Genomic DNA, 15,834 nt, shown 5'->3' on the forward strand with positions numbered 1-15,834 from the left:
GTCGGTGCAGCCGGCGGTGTCTCCGACACCAGTCGACCGTCGCGGCGGAGCACCCGTAGCCCGCCCGGCAGGTAGCTGGCTCGCTGGCCGCGCCAGGCCGTGACCAGGGCGTCGAGTGCGGCGACGTGGCGGTGCGACAGCGCCGCCGGCGGCGCGCCCAACTCGTGGGCCCAGGCCCGCAGCACCCGCCCACGCACCGCGGGCGCCAGGGCCGCCAAGGCCCGGGTGGCCAAGCCACCGTCAGGGTGCCGGGCCTGGCTCAGCGCCGTGTCGGCGAGTTCGTCCAGGACCGCGTTGTCCGCCGCCACCAGGGCGGCGGTACGGGCGAGGTTGTCCAGCACACCCGGGCCGAGCGCCCGGATCAACGTGGGCAGCACGTCGGCCCGGACCCGGGAGCGGGCGTACGCCGGGTCCCTGTTGTGCGGGTCGTCCCACGGCACCAGCCCAAGGGCCGCGCAGGCGGCGCGGGTCTCCGCCCGCCCGATCTCCAACAGCGGGCGTACGAGTGGAGTGCCGGCCAGATCCCGGCGGGCCGGCATGCCGGCGAGTCCGCGCGGGCCGGCGCCCCGGGCCAGTGCGAGCAGCACCGTCTCCGCCTGGTCGTCCCGGGTGTGGCCGGTGAACAGTGCCGAGGCACCAAGGCCACCGGCCAGCTCGGCCAACGCCTGGTAGCGGGCTTCACGGGCCGCCGCCTCCGGGCCACCGGGTCGACCGGCGACCTCGACCCGGACCACCTCCACCGGTGCCAGACCGGCACCTTCCGCCCAGCGCGCCACCGCCTCGGCCCGGTGCCGCGACCCGGCCTGCAGGCCGTGATCGACGGTGACCAGCCCGGCGGTGCGGCCGGCCCGGGGCGCCACGAACGCGGTGGCCGCGGCCAGGGCCAGCGAGTCGGCTCCGCCCGAGCAGGCGACCAGCACCGGGCCGGCCGTCGGCAGGTCGGCAATTGCACGACGGACCGCGATCCGGATCGCGGCCACCGGCGGGGCGAGCTGGGCCATCGGCGCGGAAACGCTCAGCCGGCCGTCGGCACCGGACCGACCGGCCCGTGCACCCGCGCCACCCAGGCGTCCGGTTCGCTCAGCTCGGACAGTCGGGGCAGAGTCAGCGGCGACTCGAAGACCCGGTTGAAGCCGGCCATGCCGACCCGGTCAACCACGGCGTGCACGAACTTGCGGCCCTCGGCGTACTGCCGCATCTTGACGTCGATGCCGATCAGCCGCCGGATCGCCTTCTCCACCGGGTTGCCGGCCTCGCGCCGCCGGTTGAAGCCGGCCCGGATGCGCTCCACGCTCGGGATCACCTGCGGCCCGACGCCGTCCATCACGAACTCGGCGTGCCCCTCGAGCAGGGTCATCAGGGCGGTCAGCCGGTCCAGCACGGCACGCTGCGCCGGCGTCTGCACGATGTCCAGCACGCTGGACCGGCTCTGCGGGTCGCGGACCGCGTCCGCGAGGGTGCTCACCCCCCGACGCAGCCGCTCCAGCAGGTGCTCGCCACCCTGGGCGGCGTCGACGAACGCCTGCACCTCACCGAGGAAGTAGGCCCGCATCCAGGGGACGGCGGTGAACTGCGTGCGGTGGGTCACCTCGTGCAGGCAGACCCAGAGCCGGAAGTCGCGCGGATCCGCACCCAGCCTGCGCTCGACCTCGACGATGTTCGGCGCGACAAGCAGCAGTTGCCCCGGGTCGGCGGAGAAGACCTCGTACTGCCCGAGGACCCGGCCGGAGAGGTAGGCCAGCACGGTGCCGGCCTGCACCCCGGTCACCCGGGAACCGATCGCCTCGGTGAGCACGCCGGGTTGCTTGTCCTGCGCAAGCCGGCCGACCAGTGGGGTGATCACCTCGCGGAGGCCGGCGATGTTCGTCGCCGCCCAGTCACGGCGATCGACCACCCGTACCGGCGGATGGGCGACCTGCGAGGTCAGCCCGGTGTAGTCGGCGACGTGCCCGGCCGCCTCGTCGGTCAGCCGGCGCAGCTCGGAAACCACCTCGGTGGCCTCGGCGTACGTCACCCGGGGGCCCGATTTGCCCAGAGCCCCCGCGGTCGCGGTAGCCAGATCCCAGTCCACGAACTGCGCCATGCAACCCACCGTACCCGCGCCGCGACACCCCACCCGGCCGGCCGGCGCAGTGCCGGTCCGCCGGCAGAGTCGCGCCGGTCCCGTCGCGGCCGTGACCCGCTCCACCGGAGCGCGACGCCGACCAGCGGCCGTCGAGCCGCTCAGCGGCAGCCGCAGCCGGCCAGGGCGGCGGCGATCCGGTCCAGCGCGGCCCGGGCCGGCTCCATGCCGTCCGGCGGCACGTCGTCGGTGAGCACCGCGAAGGTGAGCAGACGGCCATCGGCGGTGGTCACCACCCCCGCGATGGCGTGCACCCGGGTCAACGTGCCGGTCTTGGCGCGGACCACACCGGCACCGGCGGCCGTGCCGGGCGCCGCGCCGTACCGGTCGCGCAGGGTGCCGGACCAGCCCGCGACCGGCAGCCCGCCGAAGATGCCGGCAAGCTCGGGCCGCTCCGGGCTCGCCGCGAGCGCCAGCAGTTCGGTCAGCAGGACCGGGCTGATCAGGTTCTGCCGGGACAGTCCGCTACCGTCCGCCAGCTCGAGCTCGCCTACCGGCAGACCCAGCTCGGACACCACCTCGGCCATCGCCGTCGCGGCACCGGCGAAGGAGGCGGGCTGGTCGCGAGCCAGGGCGACCTGGCGGGCCAGCGCCTCGGCGACGATGTTGTCACTCGCGCTGATCATGATGTCGACAAGTCGGATCAACGGCGGTGAGTACACCACGCCGAGCTCGGCACCGGGTCCGGCGCTGCCGACCGGCGCCGTCGCTCCGGTCGTCGCGGTCGACGCCGGGGCGGTGCCCTTGCGTACGGTGTCGACCGGCACTCCGAGCAGTTTGGCGAAGGCACGGCCGGCGACCAGGTCCGGTTCGGCCACCCGTTCGGCCCAGCCCGCGCCGGCCTTCGGACTCTTGCGGGCCCCGTCGAGCATCAGCGGGGTGATCGCCCCGCCGTAGCCGCCGGTGGGGATGTCGTCGTCCCAGCCGGGTCCGTAAACCGGACCGGGGTAGCGCGAGGAGTCGACGACGATCCTGGTGGGCGCGACTCCGCCCAGCGCTTCACGGACCTGCTCGGCGAGATCGGTGAGGCTGGCCGCCCCCGGGTAGAAGCCCTTCGCGTCGGCTGCCAACGTCGGATCCCCGCCGCCGACCAGAACCACCTCGCCGGGCTGCGTACCGGCCACCGCCCGGGTCGGGATCCGATGGCCAGGACCTCGGGCGGTCAGCACCGTCACGGCGGTCAACAGTTTGGTCACCGAGGCCGGCACGGTGCCCTCCCGGCCACCACGGTCGAAGAGCATCTCCCCGGTGAGGGCGTCGGCCACCGCCACGTTGACCCGGCCGCCCAGCGCGGTGTCGTCGATCAGCGGTGCCAGCGCGGTTCGCAGCCCCTCCGTGCTGGGTGGCGGGGCACCGACGTCGGCGGCGGCCAGCACCGGGACCGGCGCCGGCTCCACCGCCCTGGTGGCCGCCGGGGTCGCGGGAGCATCGCCCAACCAGCGCCCCACCGGCCCGGGGCGGACCACGACCAGGCCCACCGCGACCAGCACGAGCACCAGCACGGCCGCGAGCACCAGCGGCAGCCGCCGGCGCGATGCCGACCCGGCCGGTGGCGGGACGCTGGCCGACGGATGACTCGGAGGGCCCGTCGCCGGCACACCCGACGCTGGGCTCACCGGCACGGATGCCGATCCGGTCGGTGGTCCGGCCGGGCTGGTGGGGGCGGCGGCGACCGGGGCGGCGACCGGGCTCGTCGGGGTGACGCCGCCGGGCGCGACCGGGCTCGTCGGGGTGACGCCGCCGGGCGCGGCCGGGCTCGTCGGGGTGACCGCGCCGGGCGCGGCGGCCCGTCCGGAGGCGGTACCCCGAGGCGGTGCCGTCGGCGAGGAGGTGTTCAGGGGCGGGTTCGCCTCGGGCCGGTTCACGGGTGTCGGTGTGCCGGTCGGCGTCGGAGGTTGTGGTCGGAGGATCTGCGCGTCCGGCACCGGCACCCGTCCGGCGACCGGCTTGGCCGGCGGTCGGTTCGCACCGCCCTCGGCGGCACCGCCTGGACGGTAGTGTGAATCTTCCCTCCCCACGACCCCCTCCTCCCCACCGGGAACCGGCCTGGGTGACACTACTTCGGTCCGAAGACTATGCGGCGGCCGGAGTCGGCGGGTTGGCAATCGCCTTCCTGGCTCTGCCGCCGGTTCCGTCAAGCCAGCGTGGGCCAACGAGGGAGCGTGCAGATGGATTTCGACGTGACGGTTGAGATCCCCAAGGGTCACCGCAACAAGTACGAGGTGGACCACGTGACCGGGCGGATCCGGCTGGACCGCACCCTCTTCACCTCCACGCAGTACCCGGCCGACTACGGCTTCATCGAGGGCACCCTGGGCGAGGACGGCGACCCGCTGGACGCCTTGGTGCTGGTGCCCGAGCCGACCTTCCCCGGCTGCCTGATCCGGTGCCGCACGATCGGCATGTTCCGGATGACGGACGAGAAGGGCGGCGACGACAAGGTTCTCTGCGTTCCCTACGAGGACCCGCGGCAGGAGCATCTGCGCGACATCCACCACCTCGGCGAGTTCGACCGGCTGGAGATCCAGCACTTCTTCGAGGTGTACAAGGATCTTGAGCCGGGCAAGTCCGTGGAGGGCGCGACCTGGGTGGGTCGGACCGAGGCCGAGGCCGAGATTCAGGCTTCGTACCGGCGCGCCAGGGAGGCCGAGGAACGCGGCGAGTCCACCCACTGACGTCTCCGACGAATCCCGGGGAACGCTCAGTTGAGCAGCCCCCGGGCCCGTCCGTAGAGACCGAGCACCGCGCAGGCGACCGGCACCACCGAGACCACCAGCAGGGTGTCGGCCAGGTCGGTGACCCGTCCGACGTACGGGGAGACCGGCCGACGGGCGTACGTCGTGCCGCCCGCCACCACCAGCAACGCGACCAGCAGCCCGCCGGTGACCAGGATCAGCCGGACCGCCGCGTCGGCCGTTCCGGCCAGCACCCCGCCGAGGACCGCGTACCCGGCCAGGCCGGCGAGCACCGGCGCGATCCGGTGCTGGACCGTCGTGAAGAGCCGGGCACGTAACAGCAGCACCGTCGAGGTCACCCCGACCAGCAGCCGACCGGCGACGCCACCGGTGCTGACGAGGACCACGACCGCGCCGACGGTCAACACGGCCTGGCCGATCAGCATGCCGGTGAGCATCTCCTCGGTGCGGGCCACCGCAGCGTGCACCCGACCGCGATCCGGCAGCTCACGGGCCCGGTCCGAGTCGTCCGGCGGATCGGTGGGCAGGGTCATCGGCGGCAACGGCACCCTGCCCAGCCGGATGGCCACCAGCGGAGCGGCCCCGACGGCGAAGGTCAACGCGCAGAGCAGGACCGCGGCCGCGCCGGCCGGCTCGATCAGAAGGCCACCGAGAGCGGCTGATCCGGCCCCCACGCCCACCACCGCGCCGGCCACGAAGACCCGTTGTCGGGTGGCCACCCCGACCAGCCCCAGCATCGAGACCAGCAGCAGCCCCGTCGACCCGGCGAGCAACTCCGGCGCGCCCACCCAGCGCAGCGCGCCGACCGGTCCGACCGGATCGCCCGAGCTGACGGCGAGGGCACCGGCAAGCGCCGCGTAGGGCAACGCGTGACCGCCGACGGTGGCCCCGGCCAGCCCGTCGCCCTGCGCGCGGGACAGCACGGTGCCGACGATCACCAGCAGGCCCGCCGCCACGGTCGCGGCCGGCCAGCCGGCAGGGTCGCCGGGTCCACCGGCGGCCAGGGCGAGCACGCCGATGGCGAGCGGAACACCGGCACCGGCAAGTGCCACCGCCCGGGTGGCAGCGGATGACCAGCCCCCGCCCCGCCGGCGGGCGGCGTCCGCGAGGGCCTCCACCACGTCGTCGTACTCGAACTCCGGCCACTGCGTGCTGGCCGGCACCAGGTGCAGCACCGCACCGTCGCGGACGCCCTGGGCGGCCAGCGCCTGCCCGCCGGTCAGCACGGTGCCGTCGGCTCGCCGGAGCAACCAGCCGCCATGCTGTTCCCCGTCGTCGGCGAGCCCCTCCCCGGCGTGACGCAGCACCTCGGGCAGCAGCTCGGCGAGGGGCACCTGCTCGGGCAGCGCCACGTCGACCCGCCGTCGGGGCGTGCTGACGGTGACCCGGGCGAGCCCGATTGCCATCGACTCATCTCCATCCCGAGCGGGTCTGCTGCTGCGCGGACGACAGGACTTTACCTACCATGAGCCAGGCTCGGGTCACCGTGCGCAGTCGGGAGGTCGAGTGTCCACTGTCGTCGTCCGGCGGCCGGCACGACGGCCGGCACCCGAGATACCCGTGGGTGACCTGCCGGTGCAGGCTCCCCCGGAGATTCCGGCCGGCACCGGCGCCCGCTGGCACCAACTGCTGATGGTGCTGCCGATGCTCGGCGGCACGGTTGCGATGGCGATGATGTTCGGCCGAGGTGGCGGGGCGTACGCCTACGTGGTCGGCGCCATGTTCGGCCTCTCCTCCCTGGCGATGCTGGCGACCTCTTGGGGCAGCACCTCCGGCAGCCCGAAGAAGTCCGAGACGATGGCCGCCCGCCGGGAGTACCTGCGGCATCTGGCCACCCTGCGTCGGCAGGTACGGCAGACCGCGGAGCGGCAGCGCGCCGGCCTCTGCTACCGGCACCCGGATCCGTCGCTGCTCTGGTCGACGGCGCACAGCCACCGGCTCTGGGAGCGACGGCCCACGGACCCGGACTTCGCGGTGGTTCGGGTCGCCGTCGGGCCACAGACCCTGGCCACGCCGTTGGTACCGCCGGTCACCCGCCCACCTGAGGAACTGGAGCCGATGACGGCGGGCGCGCTGCGCCGCTTCCTGGACGCGTACTCCGTGGTGCCCGACCTGCCGGTGGCTCTCTCGCTGCGCAGCTTCGCCCGGGTCTTCGTCCGGGCCGCACCGGTCGGCCCCACCGGCTCACCGGCCGCGCAGGCGCTGGCCCGGGCCCTGCTCACCCAGCTCGCCGTCTTTCATGCCCCGGACGAGTTGCTGGTCGCCGTCTGTGCCGGGCCGGAACGACGCGGCCACTGGGAGTGGGTCAAGTGGTTGCCCCATGCCCGGCATCCCACCCGCACCGACGCCCTGGGCCCGGTACGGCTGGTGGCCAGTGCCGCGGCGGAGCTGGAAGGGCTGCTCGACCAGGTGCTGGCCAGCCGGTCGAGGTTCAGCCCGGCCGGACCGGCCACGGACGGACCTCATCTGGTTGTCGTGTTCGACGGTGGCGACCGCGCCGGCGCCACCGAACTGGTCGGGGACGGCGGCATCGACGCGGTGACCCTGATCGACCTGGACACCCCGCCGCCGCGCCTGCTCGACCGGTTCTCGCTGCTGCTGGAGCTGCGCAACGGTCGACTGCACTCCCATTCCTCGGACGGGTCGGCCGAGGTGGGCACGGCCGACACCTTGGCGGTCGCCGAGGCCGAGGCGGTGGCCCGCCGGTTGGCACCGCTGCGGCTGGCCGTCACCCGGGGCGCCGACGCCGCGCCCGGCGTCGAGCCGGGTCTGTCGGAGCTGCTCGGCATCGGCGAACCGGAGGGCTTCACCGCCGAGCAGGGGTGGGTGCCGAGGTCGCCGCGGGACCGGCTGCGGGTACCGATCGGCATCGGCCTGGACGGCGGCGCGGTCGAGCTGGACCTGAAGGAGTCGGCGCAGGGCGGCATGGGTCCGCACGGGCTGCTGATCGGCGCCACCGGCTCCGGCAAGTCCGAGCTGCTTCGTACGCTGGTGCTCGGGCTGGCCGCCACCCATTCCGCCGAGCAGCTCAACTTCGTACTCGTCGACTTCAAGGGTGGGGCCACCTTCGCGCCCTTCGACCGGCTGCCGCACACCGCCGCCGTGATCACCAACCTGGCCGACGCGTTGCCGCTTGTCGACCGGATGGTCGACGCGATCAACGGCGAGCTGGTCCGCCGGCAGGAGCTGCTGCGCCGCGCCGGCAACTTCGCCAGCCTGCGCGACTACGAGCGGGCCCGGGCGACCGGCAACCCGCTGCCCCCGCTGCCGTCGCTGCTGTTGATCTGCGACGAGTTCTCCGAGCTGCTGTCGGCCAAGCCCGACTTCATCGACCTGTTCCTCCAGATCGGCCGGCTGGGCCGGTCTCTCGGGGTGCATCTGCTGCTGGCGAGCCAGCGGCTGGAGGAGGGACGACTGCGCGGGCTGGACACTCACCTGTCCTACCGGATCGGTCTGCGGACCTTCTCCTCGCTTGAGTCCCGCACGGTGCTCGGGGTGCCGGACGCGCATGAACTGCCGCCATCGCCAGGGCACGGTTTCTTGCGCTTCGGCACCGAGCCGCTGCTGCGTTTCAAGACCGCGTACGTCTCCGGGCCGGTGCGTCGGCGTGCCCTGGCGACCGACCCGGCCGGACCCGAACGTCCCCGGCTGCTCGCGTTCTCCACCCACGTCACACCGCTGCCACAGCCACCGGCCCCGCCGGTGGTCGAAGACGAGGCGGACAATCCTCGGACGCTGCTGCGTCTGATTGTCGACCGGCTGGCCGGGCAGGGCGCGCCGGCGCACCAGGTGTGGCTGCCGCCGTTGGATGCCGCCCCGGCTCTGGACGAGTTGGTCGGTCCGCTCACGGTCGACCCGGTTCGCGGGCTGACCATCGACAATCCCGAACTGCACGGTGCCCGTCAGGTGCCGGTGGCGGTTGTCGACCGGCCCTTCGAGCAGCGCCGCGACCTGCTGTGGTTGGCGCTGGACGGCGCCGCCGGCCACGTCGCGGTGGTCGGTGGCACGCAGAGCGGCAAGTCCACCGCGCTGCGTACGCTGGTCTGCGCGTTGGCACTCACGCACACGCCGACCGAGGCGCAGGTCTACTGTCTCGACTTCGGTGGCGGTGGGCTGGCCTCGGTGCGTGGCCTGCCGCACGTCGGTGGGGTCACCGGTCGGGCCGACCCCACCGGGGTACGCCGTACCGTCGGCGAGATGTCCACCCTGCTCGCCGATCGGGAGCGCCGCTTCGCCGAGCTGGGCGTGGAGTCGATGGCCACCTGGCGACAGCGACACGCCACTGGCACCGGCACCGGCACGGACGCCGGCGATACCGACGTGTTCGGCGACGTGTTCCTCGTCGTCGACGGGTGGACGACCCTGCGAGCCGAATATGAGGATCTGGAGCCGCTGATCACCGATCTGGCGACCCGGGGGCTCTCCTACGGTGTGCACGTGGTGGCCAGCGCGGTGCGTTGGCTGGACTTCCGACCGGCCATCCGAGATCTCTTCGGCTCTCGGCTGGAGCTGCGCCTCGGTGATCCGTCCGACTCGGTGGTGGCCCGGCGGGCGGCGGCGCATGTGCCGGAGCAGGCCCCCGGGCGGGGCATCACCGCGGAAAGCCTGCACTTCCTCACCGCGCTGCCGTGGACCACCGGCACGGACACCGCCGGGCTGGTGAAACAGGTAAGTGACGCGTGGCCCGGTCCGGTCGCGCCCCCGGTCAGGCTGCTTCCGTCCGTGCTGCCCTACGCCGACCTCGATCTCGACGCCACCACGGGGCTGCGGATCCCGGTCGGTGTCGCCGAGGCGGACCTACGTCCGGTGGTTCTCGACTTCGCCACCGAGTCGCACCTCGTGGTCTACGGCGACGCCGAGAGTGGCAAGTCGTCCTTCCTGCGCGCCCTGGCAACCTCGATCGTCGCCCGATTCACGCCGGAGCAGGCGCGGGTGATCCTGGTGGACTACCGACGCAGTCTGCTCGGTGTCATCTCCACCGAACACCTGATCGGCTACGGCACCGCCGGGGCACACAGCGCCGACCTGGTCGAGTCGGCCGCCGGTTACCTGGCGGACCGCGCGCCGGGCCCGCAGGTCAGTCCGGCGCAGTTGCGGGAGCGGTCGTGGTGGTCCGGCCCGGAGCTGTTCGTGTTGGTCGACGACTACGACCTGGTGGCGAGTGGGCCGGCGAACCCGCTACGGGCGCTGGAGGAACACCTGCCGCACGCCCGCGACGTCGGACTGCACCTGGTGCTGGCCCGCCGCACCGGTGGTGCCGCCCGCGCCCAGTACGAGCCGCTGGTGCAGCGGCTACGGGAACTGTCCACCTCGGGCCTGGTGCTGTCGGGCAGCCCGGAGGAGGGGGCGCTCGTCGGTCCGGTCCGCCCGGGTCCGCTGCCACCCGGGCGCGGTCGGCTGTTCACCCGACGTGAGGGCGTACGCCTGGTCCAACTGGCTCACCTGCCGCCACCGTGACGCCGACTCCACGGAACGTCCCTGTAGGCGGGTCGGAACCGGTAATCTCCGAACGTCATGTATCCCGCAACGAATGGCTGAGGAAGTGACCAGGCTGCGGCATCGCGGCCCGGCGAGGGCCGGGCGGTTCGCCAACCGCGCGCTGCTCGCGGGGGCCGCCACCGCGCTGTCGGCCGCCGTCGCGATCGTGCCCGCGGCGGCCGTACCGGTCCACGCGCCCCCGGTAGGCACGCCGGTGGCACACAACCCCGACTCGGCGCGGCGTGCCGACCAGGTCCGTGACGAGCAGTGGCAGCTCGACAAGCTGGGCGCGCGGACGGCCTGGCGTAGCTCGACCGGGCGCGGTGTGATCGTGGCCGTGATCGACTCCGGGGTGGACGGTTCCCATCCGGACCTGACCGGTCAGGTGCTACCCGGGCTCGATCTGGTCGCGCCGAGCGGGGCGGCCGAGGCCGACCCGGTCGGGCACGGCACGACGGTGGCCGGCCTGATCGCGGGGCGCAACGACGACCGCCGCGGCGTGGTGGGGCTCGCACCGGACGCCCGGATCCTGCCGGTGCGGGTGCTGGACGCGGAGAACCGCTACGACGACGCGCTGATCGTCGCCAAGGGTGTGCGGTGGGCGGTCGACAACGGCGCGAAGGTGATCAACCTGTCGCTCGGCGGCAACGGTGACAGCGCGGCGCTGGCCGCGGCGATCGACTACGCCTTCGCCCGGGACGTCGTGGTGGTCGCCTGCACGGGCAACCTCGCCACGTCGCCGGAGTCGAAGGTGTGGTATCCGGCCCGCGAGCCCGGCGTCATCGCGGTCTCCGGCCTGGAGCGCAACAGCGACAACCTGTGGAGCGGCGCGATCACCGGTCGGGCCACGGTCCTCACCGCCCCCGCGAGCGGGCTGGTGGGGGCACGTCCTCCCGGCGGCTACTGGCGGGTGCAGGGGACCAGCTTCGCGGCACCGCTGGTCGCCGCGACCGCCGCCCTGGTGCGCTCCCGCTATCCGCAGCTGTCCGCCGGAGACGTGGTGAACCGACTGCTGGTCACCGCCAGGGACATCGGGCCCACCGGTCGGGACGAGCGGTTCGGGTACGGCCTGGTCGACCCGGTCGCGGCGTTGACCGCCGAGGTGCCGCCGACGTACGCGAACCCGCTGGACGACAACGACCCGCCCGGGGTGACCGGCTTCGGTCCCGCGCCCGGCGCCGCGACGACCGGCGATCCGGACGCCGAGCAACTCGGTCTGACCGGGTCCGGACAGGAGACCCGGTGGCGGGCCCGGGCCGCCGGTTCGCCGGACGACGCCGGCTCGGAGCGGCTCTGGATCGGCTCGGCCGTCTTCGTCGCGCTGCTCACCGGTGCGGTGCTGATGCTGCGCCGGTTCCGGCGGTCGTGCCGCTGACCGACCGTCGCGAGGTTCGGCGCGGCACATTTCGCGCATCCTCCCGGGATAGGCCCGGCCAGCGGGGTACCACCATCGCCGTGGACACCTCCGAGCGAGTCGGTCCGGCACCACCGGCCGACTCGGACGAGTCCGGACGGCGGGACGACCCGCCGGCCGCACGGACGGCGCACGCCGTCTCCGGCGTGCTGCTGGTCGTGCCGTTCGCGCTGCTCGCCACGCTGGTGCTGAGTGACTGGCCGCCGCTGCGCCGGCTCGACCTGGCGATCACCACTCAGCTGCACGGGTACGCCCTGGAGCACCCGATCTGGGTCCGGACGATGAGCTTCTGGACAGACGTCTTCGCACCGATGCCCCTGCGAGCCGCGGCACTGGTCCTGGTGGTCTGGCTGGCCCGCGACGGCGCCCGGCGGCTCGCGGTCTGGGCCGCCACCACCATGGTGCTCGGTGGTCTGCTCGGCCCCCTGCTGAAACTGCTCGTCGGCAGAGCGCGACCGGATCTGCCCGACCCGGTGGCCCAGGCACCCGGTCTGGCCTTCCCGTCGGGTCACGCCCTGAACGCGGCGCTCGCCGCCGGGATGCTGCTCGTGGTGTTCCTGCCGCGGACCGGGCCCCGCTCCCCGGCCCGCGTGGCGGTCTGGCTCGGTGCGCTGACGATCGCCCTGGTGACCGGGTTCAGCCGGGTCGCGCTCGGCGTCCACTGGAGCAGCGACGTGCTGGCCGGGTGGCTGCTCGGTGCGGCGGTGGTCGTCGGCACCGCCACCGGGTTCGCCGTGTGGTCGCGACGCCGGTCGGGCTGACCCCGCGTCAGGTGCAGTCGCCGGTGTCGGTGCCCCGGGTGCGTTCGGCACCGGCCAGCGCCACCGGTCGGGCCTCGGCGGCGGTGACCGCGAACCCGGTGTTCGGGTCGTCGGCCGCCGCCGCGAAGATCACCCCGAGCACCAGGCCGTTCGAGGAGACCAGTGGACCGCCCGAGTTGCCGCTGCGGACCAGGGCCCGGATCGTGTAGATCTCCCGGTTCACGTTCCCCGACGAGTAGATGTCCGGCCCGGTGATCCGGTCGACGTCGCGGATCCGCGCCGACTGGGCGTTGTACGGCCCGTCCAGCGGGAATCCGAGCACGATCGCGTCCGCGCCGGTGGAGGCGTTGCCGGCGGCGAACCGCATCGACGGGCCGGGTAGCCCGGGCACGTAGAGCACGGCCAGGTCCCGGTCCGGGTCGTAGACGACCACCTCGCCCTCGTACCGGTCTCCGTCCAGTTCCACCGCGACCGAGCGGGTGCCGGCGACCACGTGCGCGTTTGTCATCACCCGGTCGTCGGCGTACACGAAGCCGGACCCTTCGATCCGGCGCGAGCAGCTCGGTGCCGACCCGAGCACCTTCACCACCGAGCGCTGACCGCTGCTCACCACCTCGGAGCCGGCCAGTGCCGGGTCGGGCGGCTCTACCTGCCGGGCCTGGGTACGCCGCAGCCCGTCGAAGACGTCCGGGAAGCCGTTGGTGTCGACGGTGTCGCGCAACGCGGTGGAGAGCTGCTGAGCCTGGTCGGGCAGCACCCGGTCCACCACGTTGAGCAGTGCGCTGCTCTTCACCGAGGCGGCGAGCCAGGGCAGCGAGGAGGAGCCGAGCGGCACGGCGACCAGCCAGGCGACCAGCAGCACCGCGAAGAGCGAGACGAATGCGCCACCGATGTCGTCGGCCCGTCGTCCCACATCACTGGCGATGGTGCGGCGCAGGTGCGATCCGAGCCAGCCGGCCAGTGCCTGACCCACTACGGCGAGACCGAAGATCGCGACAAGTGAGATCAGCACCCGGGTGCCGCTGTCCACGAACTGCTGGGCGAACATCGGGCCGACCTGAAGGCCGATCAGGGCACCCAGGAAGAACCCGGAGAACGAGAGCACGCCGATGACGAACCCCTGTCGGTATCCGCTGATCGCGAACACGAGCATGAGCAACAGCAGGACGAGATCCACGGCCGACACGGCTCAAGCGTACGGGGCCAGGGCTCATGGGACGTCGATCGCTTGCGGAAGGTGACGGTCGGGTCAGCGCAGGGCGCTCTCGTCGACCTCGTCGGTGCCGGCCGACGGGGCGGGTGCGGCACCGACCGGCGGAAGATCGATCACCCGGCCGCGCGGCCACGGGCGGCTCCAGCCGCCCATGTCCAGCAGCGCGGCCAGCACCCCGGCCGTGAACCCCCAGACCAGCATCCCGCGTACGGAGAAGGCGGGGCCGACCCAGCCGCTCGAATGGCGTACCCGGACCCGGTTGTCCGGGTCGACCAGTTCGGCGATCGGCAGGCGGGCCACGTGCGCCACCTCGGCCGGCTCCCGGGAGTCCACCGGGTGCGGTGCGTGCCACCAGGCGAGCACCGGGGTCACCACGAAGTCGCTCACCGGTATCCACAGTCTCGGCAGTTGGGCCAGCACGGTGACGCTTGTCGGGTCGAGCCCGACCTCCTCGTTCGCCTCGCGCAGCGCGGTGGCGGCGGCGTCGGCGTCCTCTGGGTCGGCCGCGCCGCCGGGGAAGGCCGGCTGACCGGCATGGTTGCGCAGGGTCGCGGCCCGCTGGAGGACCAGCACGTCCGGGCCGGTGGCGGCGTCCTCGCCGAGCAGCACCAGCACGGCGCTCTCCCGGCCACCCTGGTCCGGGGTACGCAACTGGGTGAAGTCCTCCGTACGCGCGCTGCCGAGCCGACCCAGCAGCGGCCCCAACCAACCCGGCGGCTGACGATCCGCCGGATCGGGCACGTTCACGCCGGCACCGTCAGGCCGAGGTGCCGTTCGACGAGTTCGGCGAGGCGCGCGTCATCCAGCGCGCCGGAACTGTCGATGTGCCGGATGCGACCCTGCGCGTCCACGAAGACGGTGAGCGGGACGGCGTTGCGACGCAGTGCCCGCTGCATCGCCTCGCCCTGGTCGACGAGCATCGGGAACCGTACGCCGAAGTCTTCGCCGATCGACTGTGCGCCCTCGCGGCTGTCCCGGCTGTTCACCCCGATGACCCGCAGTTGCCCGTCGGTGCGTTCGTGCAGCCGCTGGAAGGCGGGGAGTTCCTTGCGGCAGGGCGGACACCAGGAGGCCCAGACGTTGACCACGGCAGGTCCGCGGACGTCTCGCAGGGCGACCGGCGTACCACCGGTGAAGCAGGTGAGGGTCAGCTCGGGCAGCGGGTCGCCGCTCGCCTCGTCGTCGCCGGGGCCGGCCGGGCCGTCGGTGAGGCCGGCACAGCCCTCGAACGGGGACGGACGGGCGGCCACCGTTCCCTGCCCGACCGGCGCGGGGGTTTCGGGGCCGGCGGTGCACGCGGTGGCGAGTACCAACAGCAGCGGCAGGGTCAGCAGGGCGAGCCGCCGGTTCACGGTGCCTCCGCCCGCACCGCCTGCGCCGGAACCAACTCGGGGTCGACTCCGGCGGCGGCCGCGAGGTCACGGGCGCGGGGGCCCTTGAGCAGCTTCGCGGCGGCGGCTGGTTCGGTCGGTCCGATGCCGTACGAGGGGCAGAGCTTCGCCAGCGTGCACGCGCCGCAGGCGGGCTTGCGGGCGTGGCAGACCCGGCGGCCGTGGAAGATGATCCGGTGCGACAGCATCGTCCAGTCGCGCTTCGGGAACATCGCCCCGACCTCGTGCTCGACCTTGACCGGGTCGGTCTCGGTGGTCAGCCCCCAGCGCCGCACCAGCCGCTGGAAGTGGGTGTCGACGGTGATGCCGGGCACGTCGAAGGCGTTGCCGAGGATGACGTTCGCGGTCTTACGGCCGATGCCGGGCAGGGTGACCAGGTCCGCCAGCCGGTCGGGCACTCGGCCGTCGTAGCGCTCGACCAGGGCCTGGCCCAGCTGGATCAGCGAGGTGGTCTTGTTGCGGTAGAAGCCGGTCGGCTTGATCATCTCCTCCACCTCGCCGCGATCCGCCCCGGCGTAGTCGGCGGCGCTCGGAAAGCGGGCGAAGAGCTTCGGAGTGACCTCGTTGACCTTCTTGTCCGTGCACTGGGCCGACAGGATGGTGGCGACGGCCAGTTCCAGCGGGCTGCCGTGGTCGAGCTCGCAGTGCGCGTCGGGGTGTGTCTCGGTCAGCACGCGGCCGATCCGCCGCGCACGACGGGTGCGTCCCAGGTCGGTCTCGGTAGCGCTTCTGGTCACGACGGCCAGCCTACGTCGCCGG

11 protein-coding genes and 1 pseudogene are annotated in these 15,834 nt (G+C 73.5%); 4 read left to right on the plus strand and 8 right to left on the minus strand.

The window, feature by feature from the left end; translation table 11 throughout:
- Positions 1–8: 8 nt before the first annotated feature.
- The 3 genes and pseudogenes from tilS to dacB form a co-directional block, all read right to left on the minus strand.
- Positions 9–1,001, minus strand: a pseudogene (gene tilS, locus KBX00_RS08690) (tRNA lysidine(34) synthetase TilS); the annotation flags it as partial.
- Between the two features lie 14 nt (positions 1,002–1,015).
- Entirely contained in the window at positions 1,016–2,083 is a 1,068-nt protein-coding gene (locus tag KBX00_RS08695) for a zinc-dependent metalloprotease (RefSeq protein ID WP_210825080.1), read from the minus strand.
- Between the two features lie 140 nt (positions 2,084–2,223).
- Positions 2,224–3,720: a D-alanyl-D-alanine carboxypeptidase/D-alanyl-D-alanine-endopeptidase gene (gene dacB, locus KBX00_RS08700; protein ID WP_374225271.1), complete on the minus strand. Its 1,497-nt coding sequence runs from the start codon at positions 3,718–3,720 to the stop codon at positions 2,224–2,226.
- Between the two features lie 570 nt (positions 3,721–4,290).
- Here dacB and KBX00_RS08705 point away from each other — a divergent pair.
- Entirely contained in the window at positions 4,291–4,797 is a 507-nt protein-coding gene (locus KBX00_RS08705; protein WP_093409905.1) for an inorganic diphosphatase, read from the plus strand.
- A gap of 26 nt (positions 4,798–4,823) precedes the next feature.
- Here the strand turns inward: KBX00_RS08705 and eccD are convergent, their stop codons facing one another.
- The gene (gene eccD, locus KBX00_RS08710) at positions 4,824–6,224 is read right to left on the minus strand and encodes a type VII secretion integral membrane protein EccD (protein WP_210825084.1); all 1,401 of its coding nucleotides are present in this window, start codon (positions 6,222–6,224) and stop codon (positions 4,824–4,826) included.
- Between the two features lie 100 nt (positions 6,225–6,324).
- Here eccD and eccCa point away from each other — a divergent pair, with 100 nt between their 5' ends.
- The 3 genes from eccCa to KBX00_RS08725 all read left to right on the plus strand — a co-directional run bounded on the left by eccCa (position 6,325) and on the right by KBX00_RS08725 (position 12,471).
- Positions 6,325–10,275, plus strand: coding sequence for a type VII secretion protein EccCa (eccCa, locus tag KBX00_RS08715; RefSeq protein ID WP_210825087.1), 3,951 nt, complete (start codon positions 6,325–6,327; stop codon positions 10,273–10,275).
- Positions 10,276–10,348: 73 nt separating this feature from the next.
- Positions 10,349–11,671: a type VII secretion-associated serine protease mycosin gene (gene mycP / locus KBX00_RS08720; protein ID WP_210825089.1), complete on the plus strand. Its 1,323-nt coding sequence runs from the start codon at positions 10,349–10,351 to the stop codon at positions 11,669–11,671.
- A gap of 80 nt (positions 11,672–11,751) precedes the next feature.
- Entirely contained in the window at positions 11,752–12,471 is a 720-nt protein-coding gene (locus KBX00_RS08725; protein WP_210825091.1) for a phosphatase PAP2 family protein, read from the plus strand.
- Between the two features lie 7 nt (positions 12,472–12,478).
- On the opposite strand, the gene KBX00_RS08730 is transcribed toward KBX00_RS08725, so the two are convergent.
- From KBX00_RS08730 to nth, 4 genes are all read right to left on the minus strand, one after another.
- Entirely contained in the window at positions 12,479–13,657 is a 1,179-nt protein-coding gene (locus KBX00_RS08730) for a MarP family serine protease (RefSeq protein ID WP_210825093.1), read from the minus strand.
- Between the two features lie 63 nt (positions 13,658–13,720).
- Positions 13,721–14,425: a CoA pyrophosphatase gene (locus KBX00_RS08735; protein ID WP_210825277.1), complete on the minus strand. Its 705-nt coding sequence runs from the start codon at positions 14,423–14,425 to the stop codon at positions 13,721–13,723.
- 2 nt (positions 14,426–14,427) lie between these two features.
- Complete coding sequence (locus tag KBX00_RS08740; RefSeq protein WP_210825095.1) at positions 14,428–15,036, minus strand: TlpA disulfide reductase family protein; 609 nt, start codon at positions 15,034–15,036, stop codon at positions 14,428–14,430.
- Positions 15,033–15,812: an endonuclease III gene (gene nth, locus KBX00_RS08745; protein ID WP_210825098.1), complete on the minus strand. Its 780-nt coding sequence runs from the start codon at positions 15,810–15,812 to the stop codon at positions 15,033–15,035. Before nth ends, KBX00_RS08740 begins: the two co-directional genes overlap by 4 nt.
- Positions 15,813–15,834 lie beyond the last annotated feature (22 nt).

Origin of the sequence: Micromonospora sp. C95 (assembly GCF_018070465.1) — a bacterium.
Taxonomy (GTDB): Bacteria; Actinomycetota; Actinomycetes; order Mycobacteriales; family Micromonosporaceae; genus Micromonospora.